This is a genomic window from Kitasatospora sp. NPDC001539 (genome assembly GCF_040298565.1).
Lineage (GTDB): Bacteria > Actinomycetota > Actinomycetes > Streptomycetales > Streptomycetaceae > Kitasatospora.
Genome location: NZ_JBEPAK010000307.1, coordinates 1 through 7,298, shown reverse-complemented (window position 1 = coordinate 7,298; position 7,298 = coordinate 1). Strand labels below are relative to the sequence as shown.

At 74.7% G+C, this 7,298-nt stretch carries 7 protein-coding genes; 6 read left to right on the top strand and 1 reads right to left on the bottom strand.

Features of this window, described 5'->3' with window-relative positions; genetic code table 11:
* Positions 1–107: 107 nt before the first annotated feature.
* A complete protein-coding gene (locus ABT247_RS30010) occupies positions 108–569 on the top strand; it encodes a nitroreductase/quinone reductase family protein (RefSeq protein WP_350748734.1) in 462 nt (153 codons plus the stop codon).
* A 161-nt stretch (positions 570–730) separates the two neighbouring features.
* Here ABT247_RS30010 and ABT247_RS30005 read toward each other — a convergent pair whose 3' ends face one another.
* Positions 731–2,335, bottom strand: a complete 1,605-nt coding sequence (locus ABT247_RS30005) for an MFS transporter (RefSeq protein WP_350748731.1) — start codon at positions 2,333–2,335, stop codon at positions 731–733.
* 245 nt (positions 2,336–2,580) lie between these two features.
* Here ABT247_RS30005 and ABT247_RS30000 point away from each other — a divergent pair, with 245 nt between their 5' ends.
* The 5 genes from ABT247_RS30000 to ABT247_RS29980 form a co-directional block, all read left to right on the top strand.
* The gene (locus ABT247_RS30000; protein ID WP_350748728.1) at positions 2,581–3,261 is read left to right on the top strand and encodes a TetR/AcrR family transcriptional regulator; all 681 of its coding nucleotides are present in this window, start codon (positions 2,581–2,583) and stop codon (positions 3,259–3,261) included.
* 164 nt (positions 3,262–3,425) lie between these two features.
* Positions 3,426–4,727 carry a sensor histidine kinase gene (locus tag ABT247_RS29995; protein ID WP_350748725.1) on the top strand — a complete coding sequence of 434 codons (1,302 nt, stop codon included), beginning with the start codon at positions 3,426–3,428 and terminating at the stop codon, positions 4,725–4,727.
* Positions 4,724–5,401: a response regulator gene (locus ABT247_RS29990; protein WP_350748722.1), complete on the top strand. Its 678-nt coding sequence runs from the start codon at positions 4,724–4,726 to the stop codon at positions 5,399–5,401. Before ABT247_RS29995 ends, ABT247_RS29990 begins: the two co-directional genes overlap by 4 nt.
* Before the next feature lie 120 nt (positions 5,402–5,521).
* Positions 5,522–6,646, top strand: a complete 1,125-nt coding sequence (locus ABT247_RS29985) for an alpha/beta hydrolase (protein WP_350748719.1) — start codon at positions 5,522–5,524, stop codon at positions 6,644–6,646.
* A 34-nt stretch (positions 6,647–6,680) separates the two neighbouring features.
* The coding region (locus ABT247_RS29980; RefSeq protein WP_350748716.1) for an acyltransferase family protein at positions 6,681–7,298 on the top strand (618 nt) is incomplete at its 3' end.

Below are 7,298 nucleotides of genomic sequence, written 5' to 3'. Positions count from 1 at the left end.
CCGTCGGGGGCCCGGCCCCTTCGGCGTCCGGCTTCTTCGGCGGCCGGCTTCTTCGGCGGCCGGCGGGGTTGACCCTCACACCGGTGTGAGGCCCTACGCTCGGCGGCATGACGGACGAGAAGGCACCCGGGGCCACCACCCGGCACCACCCCGAACCCGCCGACGGCACGGGTGAGTTCAACCGGCGGGTGATCGCCGAGTTCCGCGCCGGGAAGGGCGCCGTCGGCGGCGAGTTCACCGGCACCCCGCTCCTGCTGCTCACCGTGGTCGGCGCCCGCAGCGGGGAGCCGCGCACCACTCCGCTGGTCCACCTGCCGGACGGCGACCGGCTGGTGGTCTTCGCCTCCAACGGCGGCAGCCCCGCGCACCCGGCCTGGTACCGCAATCTCGTCGCCCACCCCGAGGTCACCGTCGAGGTCGGCGCCGAGCGCTACCCGGCCCTGGCGGCCCCGGTCGACCCGTCCGAGCACGAGCGGCTCTGGGCCCGCCAGATCGCCGCCCAGCCGCAGTTCGCCGGCTTCCGCACCGACGCGCGGACGGTCCCGCTGGTGGCGCTCACCCGGGCCTGAAAGCCGGTCCGAACGCCCCGGTTTCCGAACACCTACGGCCCGAACCCCTTCGGTCCGAACGGCACGGACCCGCACGGCACGGGCCCGCACGGCACGGACCCGCACGGCACGACGGCGGCTCCGGACCGGTGGGGTCCGGGGCCGCCGTGGCGCGCGTCCGCTCAGATGTGTACGGCCGGGCCCGCGTCGGTGCTGCCGCGGCGGGTCAGCAGCCCGAGCACCGCGGCGGCGAAGGCCACGACGGCGGCCACCGCGAAGGCGAGCGACATGCCGCTGACGAAGGACTGGTGCACCGCCCCCGCCATCGCGTCCACCGCCTGCTGCGGGGTGCCGGGCGGGGCCGGCGGGGCGATGCCGAGCTGGGCGGCCTGCTCGAGGCCCTCGGCCTGTGCGCCCTCGACCGGCGGCAGGCCGGCCGCGGCCCACTTGCCGGGCAGCACGTCGCCGACCTTGGCGGCCATCAGCGCGCCCAGCACGGCGGTGCCGAGGCTGCCGCCGACCTGCATTGCGGCCTGCTGGAGGCCGCCGGCCACACCGGACAGTTCCAGCGGGGCGTTGCCCACGATGACCTCGGTGGCGCCGACGATGACCGGGCTGATGCCGAGGCCCATCAGGACGAACCAGAGCGACATGGCGCCGGTGCCCGAGCCGGTGTCCAGGGTGGACATGCCGAACATCGCGGCGGTGGTGATCAGCATCCCGGCGGTGATCGGGATCCGCGGGCCGAGCTTGCCGATCGCGAGGCCCGCCAGCGGCGAACCGACGATCATCATGCCGGTCATCGGCAGCAGGTGGACCCCGGCCTCGACCGGCTTCATCCCGTGCACGTTCTGCAGGTAGAAGGTCACGAAGAAGATCGCGCCGAAGAACGCGAAGGCCATCAGGACCATCAGCAGCACGCCCGCCGACAGCGGCACCGAGCGGAACAGGCTGAGCGGGATCAGCGGTTCCTTCGCCCGGCCCTGCCACAGCGCGAACAGCACCATCAGCAGCGCCGCGCCGCCCAGGAACAGCAGCGTCCTGGCGTCGCCCCAGCCCCACGCCGGGGCCTTGATGATGCCGAAGACCAGCGCGAACATCCCGGCCGAGAGCAGGGCGATGCCCGGCACGTCGAAGGACCGGACGGCGTTCTCGGCCCGGACGTCCCGGAGGATCCACAGGCCCAGGACGAGCGCGATCAGGCCGACCGGGACGTTGATGAAGAACACCGACTCCCAGTTGACGTGCTCGACCAGCAGGCCGCCGACGATCGGCCCGGCCGCGGTGGAGGCGCCGATCACCCCGCCCCAGATGCCGATCGCCATGTTGAGCTTCTCGGCCGGGAAGGCCCCGCGCAGCAGGCCGAGCGCGGCGGGCTGGAGCAGCGCGCCGAACAGGCCCTGGAGGACGCGGAAGGCGATCACGGTCTGGATGTTGCCGGCGAAGCCGATCGCGGCCGAGGTGGCGGCGAAGCCGACGGCGCCCACCAGGAAGGTGGTCTTGTGGCCGAACCGGTCGCCGATCTTGCCGGCGGTGATCAGGAAGACCGCCAGCGCCAGCAGGTAGCCGCTGGTGACCCACTGGATGTCGGAGGGCGCGGCCTTCAGCTTCTCCTGGATCACCGGGTTGGCGATGGCGACGATCGTGCCGTCCAGCGCCACCATCATCACGCCGACCGCGACGGTCAGCAGGGTCAGCCAGGGGTGTCCCTTGAGCCCTCCCCCGGTGGGCGGATTCGGCGGCGGCGGTGCCTCCGCCCTGGAGTTCTTGGCGACGGACTGGCTCATCTGGCCCTCCGGGGGCGTAGCGGAGATCGAACTCGGACGAACGCGGTGCTGCGACGACCGGACGTGGTCGTGGCGCTGCGACGGCCCACCCGTCCCCACGAGTGCCCGGCCGACGAGCGCCACTCCCGGGAGATTATGTTAGCCTCTGACAATCGGCAAACGATGACTTGTGGCCTGAACTGACATTTGGCAGGAGGCTAAGGTTGTGCTCCCACCCGCCCCACCAGCGCCCGGAAGGCCCCGCCATGGCCGCTCGCACTTCTCCTCCCGTCGGCACCCCCGAGGGCCTCGGCCGGGCGCCCGGACTGCGGGAGCGCAAGAAGCAGCAGACCCGGGACGCCCTGGTCCAGGCCGCCCACCTGCTCTTCCTCAGCCAGGGCTTCGCCCGCACCACCGTCGACGAGATCGCCTCCGCCGTCGACGTCTCCCAGCGCACCTTCTTCCGCTACTTCGCCAACAAGGACGAGGTCGCGCTCGCCGTCATGGCCGAGGCCGAGGACTACTTCATCGAGTGCCTGCGCCACCGCCCGGCCGAGGAGACCCCGCTCCAGGCCCTGCGCGCCTCGATCGTCAAGGCCTGGCGGGACCTCGGGAACGACCGCGCCTCCGGCCCCGGCTCGATCAGCAGCGCCCTGGAGCTGCTGCGGATCATCGAGGACACGCCCGCGCTGCTCGCCGCCCACCTGCGGCGGGTCACCGAGCAGGAGCGGCTGGTGGTCGAGGTGCTCGCCGAGCGCGAGGGGCTGGACCCGGCCGAGGACCTGCGACCGGTCGTGCTGGCCGCCGTCTTCGGCAGCCTGGTGCGCTCCGCCCACCTGTCCTGGACCGCCGAGCAGGAGCCGGCGGGCCCCGAGGGCATGGTCGCGGTGATCGAGCGCCACTTCGACCAACTCGGACCCGCCCTGGCGGGGCACTGGCGCCCGTGAGCGCGAGCGCCCCTGAGCGCCCGTGCGCCCCTTGAGGACGCACGAGCGCCCGTGAGTGCCCGTCACCCGGGCCCCCGGACGGGCCCGGGTCATACCCGGGTACTACCGGGGATCCCGGTCCCCGGTCGGACGCCGGACGGGCCCCGCGCCCCTAGGCTGGCCCGATGATCGTCTCGTCCCCCCGGTCCGGCCCCGCGGGCGCGGCGCGGGCGCTGCTCGGCACGCTCGCCCGGCCGTCCGCCGACCACACCCCGCTGCTGGCCCAGTCCTCCCGCCCCTGGATCCGCCACCTCCCGTACGTCCTCGCGGTGGCCGCGATCAGCTCGCTGCTGCCGAGCGGGATCAACGTGATGGCCCACGACTACGGGCTGGACGGGGGTCTGGCCGGGGCGCTCGCCGTCGCGCAGACCGCACCGCTGCTGCTCGCCGTGAGCCGGCCGCTGGCCGCCTGGTGGATGATCGGCGTCACCGACCTGCTGGCCGCCGTGCTGGTCCTCACCGTCGGCAACGGATCCGGCGCTCCCTGGCCGTGGATCCCCACCAGCCTGATCGGCTACCTGTTCCTGATGGTTCCGCTCTCGCTGCGCGAACCGAGACGCACCCTGGTCGCGGTCTGGCTGGTCACCGCCGGCTCCGGGCTGGTCCTGTCGCTCGTCGGCGCCAGCTCCCACCACAGCTCGGACAACGCCGTCCTCGGCATCGCGCTGACCGGCGCCGTCCTGGTGCTCGGCGGCGCCCTGCGGGAACGCGCCGAGGCCCGCCGGCTGCTGTCCGAGCAGACGCACATCAGCGAGGTGGAACGCGAGCGGCGCACCCTGCTGGAGGAACGCGCGCGGATCGCGCGGGAGTTGCACGACGTGGTGGCCCACCACATGTCCGTGATCGCCGTCCAGGCCGCCAGCGCGCCGTACCGGATCGAGGGCGTGCCGGACGACGCCGCCGAGGAGTTCGCCACGATCGCCGGCACCGCCCGCGAGTCGCTGGCCGAGATGCGCCGGCTGCTCGGCGTGCTGCGCAGCGAGGAGTCCACGGCGGAGAAGGCCCCGCAGCCCGGGGTGGGCCAACTCGCCCAGCTGGTCGAGACGGTGGGCCGGGCCGGGGTGCCCGCCGAACTGGCCGTCGAGGACGGCCTGGCCGAGCGGGTGCCGCAGGCCGTCGGCCTGTCCGTCTACCGGATCGTGCAGGAGGCGCTGGCCAACGTCGTCCGGCACGCCCCCGGCGCGCGGACCTGGGTGTCGCTCTCGGCGGACGGCCCGGAGCTGCGGCTGACCGTGGTCAACGCGCCCCCGCCGCAGCGCACCGAGTCGCTGGAGGCCTCCGTCGAGGGCACCGGGCAGGGTCTGGTCGGAATGCGCGAACGCGTCCGGCTGGTCGATGGCAGGCTGGACACCGGCCCGCTGCCGGACGGCGGCTTCAAGGTGGCCGCCGTCCTGCCGCTCGACCTTCCTCTGGAGACACCCGCATGACCATCCGCGTGATCATCGTCGACGACCAGGCCATGGTCCGGGCCGGCTTCGCCGCCCTGCTGGGCGCCCAGAGCGACATCGACGTGGTGGGGGACGCGGCGGACGGCGCCCAGGCCCTGGAGGTCAGCGGACGCACCCACCCCGACGTGGTGCTGATGGACGTCCGGATGCCCGTCATGGACGGCCTGGAGGCGGCCCGCCGACTGCTCGAACCGGCCGTGCCCGGCGCGCACCGGCCCAAGGTGCTGATGCTGACCACCTTCGACGTGGACGACTACGTGTACGAGGCGCTGCGCGCCGGGGCCAGCGGCTTCCTCCTCAAGGACGCCCCGCCCGCCGACCTGATCGCCGCGGTCCGGGTGGTCGCGGACGGCGAGGCGCTGCTCGCGCCCTCGGTGACCCGCCGGCTGATCGAGGACTTCGCCCGCAGCCGCCCGGCCAGGCGCCGCGACCCCAGGCTGCGGCTCAACGGCCTGACCCCGCGTGAGACGGAGGTGCTGGAGCTGATCGCCCGCGGCCTCTCCAACCAGGAGATCGCCGGGCACCTGGTGCTCGCCGAGCAGACCGTCAAGACCCACATCGGACGCATCCTCGCCAAGCTCGACCTGCGCGACCGCGCCCAGGCCGTGGTGCTGGCCTACGAGTCCGGTCTGGTGACGCCCGGTCAGGCCTGACAGCCCTCCTGATACCCGGGTAGCACCCGGGAGTTGGCCCCGCGGTCTGACGTCCGCGGGGCCGTCGCATTCCTACCTTCCTCTTCGTCGGAAACGCCGAACGGCCGAGGGAGCAGGGACATGCGCAGGTTTCGGGTCAGGCGGGGGATCGCCGCCACCGCGGTGGCACTGGCGGCGGTGCTCGGCGCGGGCGGCTGGGCCGCCGGCACCCAGAGCGCCGTCACCGGTCCGCCGCCCGGCAGCGCCGCCTGGACCGCCGACACCGCCCTCGGCCTCCGGCTGCCCGACCCGGCCACCACCACGCCCGCCGGGATCGCCGCCTTCTTCGGCGCCCTGACGCCCGCCCAGCAGGACGCCCTGGCCACCCGGCACCCGCTGGTGGTCGGCAACCTGGACGGCGCGCCCGTCGAGCTCCGCTACCGCGCCAACGCCCTGGCGCTCACCGCCGAACGCACCCGGGAACTCGCCCGGGCCACCGACCCCGCCCTCACCCCGGAGGACCACCGGGCCGCCCGCACCCGCGCCGAGCGCTACCGGACCCTGCTGGACGGCGGCCGGCACGTCCTGGCGTTCGACCCGCGCGGCCGCGGCCAGGTCGCCGAGGTGTACGGCGACCTCGCCACCGCCCGCCGCACCGCCGTCGTCGTCCCCGGCTCGGACACCGACCTGCAGAGCTTCGACCGCGCCGGCGACCCGTACGGCACCGCCGCCGGCATGGCCCGCGCCCTGCACGGGGCCACCGGGGGACAGACCGCCGTGATCGCCTGGGCCGGCTACACCACGCCCGTCGGACTCGGTCCGGACGCCGCCACCGAGGACCTCGCCCGGGCCGGCGCCACCCGGCTGACCCGGCTGCTCGACGGACTCGCCGTCAGCACCCGGCCGCAGGCCCCGCCCACGGTGTTCTGCCACAGCTACGGCTCGGTGGTGTGCGGCCTGGCCCGCCCCGGCCCCGCCCGGGCCTCCGGCCTGGTGGTGCTCGGCTCGCCCGGCATGGGCGTCGACTCGGGCGCCGACCTCGACCCGGGGGTCCCGCTCTGGGCCACCGCCCGCAACGGCTCCGACTGGATCGGCGACGTGCCCCACGTCCGGCTGCTCGGCCTCGGCCACGGCGCCGACCCGACCGCCCCCGGCTTCGGCGCCCGCCCCGTGCCCGCCACCGGATCCCACGGCCACTCCGGCTACTTCGCCCCCGGCACCGCCTCGCTCGCCGCCTACGCCGCCATCGCCCTCGGGCGCGGCTGACCCCGTCGGAACCCGCCCCGGAAGGAGCACCGCCATGGCCCACCCGCTCACCACCCTGCGCCGCGCCGCCGAGAAGGTCGACGCGAAGACTCCCGCGAGCCGCGACCGCGCCCTGGACGGGCTGCGCGCCCTCGCCCTGCTCTCCGTACCGATCGGCCACTGGATGCTCGGCGGCCTCACCCTGTCCCCCGACGGCGCGCTGCACAACGCCAGCCCGCTCTCCTCGCTCGGCTTCTTCGCCCCGGTCAGCTGGGTGCTCCAGATGCTCGGGGTGTTCTTCCTCGTCGGCGGCCACTCCTCGGTCCGCTCGCTGGACCGGGCCCGCGAGAAGGGCCTGACGTACGGGAGCTGGCTGCGCGGCCGGACGGTCAGGCTGCTGCGCCCGGTGCTGGGCGTGACGGCCGTCTGGGCACTGCTGATCCCGCTGCTGCCCCGGCTCGGAGTCCCGGCGGACACCCTGCGCACCGGCGCCACGCTGGTGGTGCAGCCGCTCTGGTACATCGGCGTGTACCTGGGGCTCACCGCGCTCACCCCGCTCTGCGCCGGCCTCGCCCGGCGGTTCGGCGGCTGGTCCGCCGGCCTGCTGGTGGCCGTCGTCGCGCTGGTGGACCTACTGCGGTACGGGCCGTGGGCCGAGGCGGTGCCGTCCTGG

What these genes read in the sequence shown, in the direction of transcription:
- ABT247_RS30005 (WP_350748731.1), bottom strand. Translation starts at nt 2,335, where the DNA reads ATGAGCCAGTCCGTCGCCAAGAACTCCAGGGCGGAGGCACCGCCGCCG.
- ABT247_RS29995 (WP_350748725.1), top strand. Translation starts at nt 3,426, where the DNA reads ATGATCGTCTCGTCCCCCCGGTCCGGCCCCGCGGGCGCGGCGCGGGCG.
- ABT247_RS30000 (WP_350748728.1), top strand. Translation starts at nt 2,581, where the DNA reads ATGGCCGCTCGCACTTCTCCTCCCGTCGGCACCCCCGAGGGCCTCGGC.
- ABT247_RS30010 (WP_350748734.1), top strand. Translation starts at nt 108, where the DNA reads ATGACGGACGAGAAGGCACCCGGGGCCACCACCCGGCACCACCCCGAA.
- ABT247_RS29990 (WP_350748722.1), top strand. Translation starts at nt 4,724, where the DNA reads ATGACCATCCGCGTGATCATCGTCGACGACCAGGCCATGGTCCGGGCC.
- ABT247_RS29985 (WP_350748719.1), top strand. Translation starts at nt 5,522, where the DNA reads ATGCGCAGGTTTCGGGTCAGGCGGGGGATCGCCGCCACCGCGGTGGCA.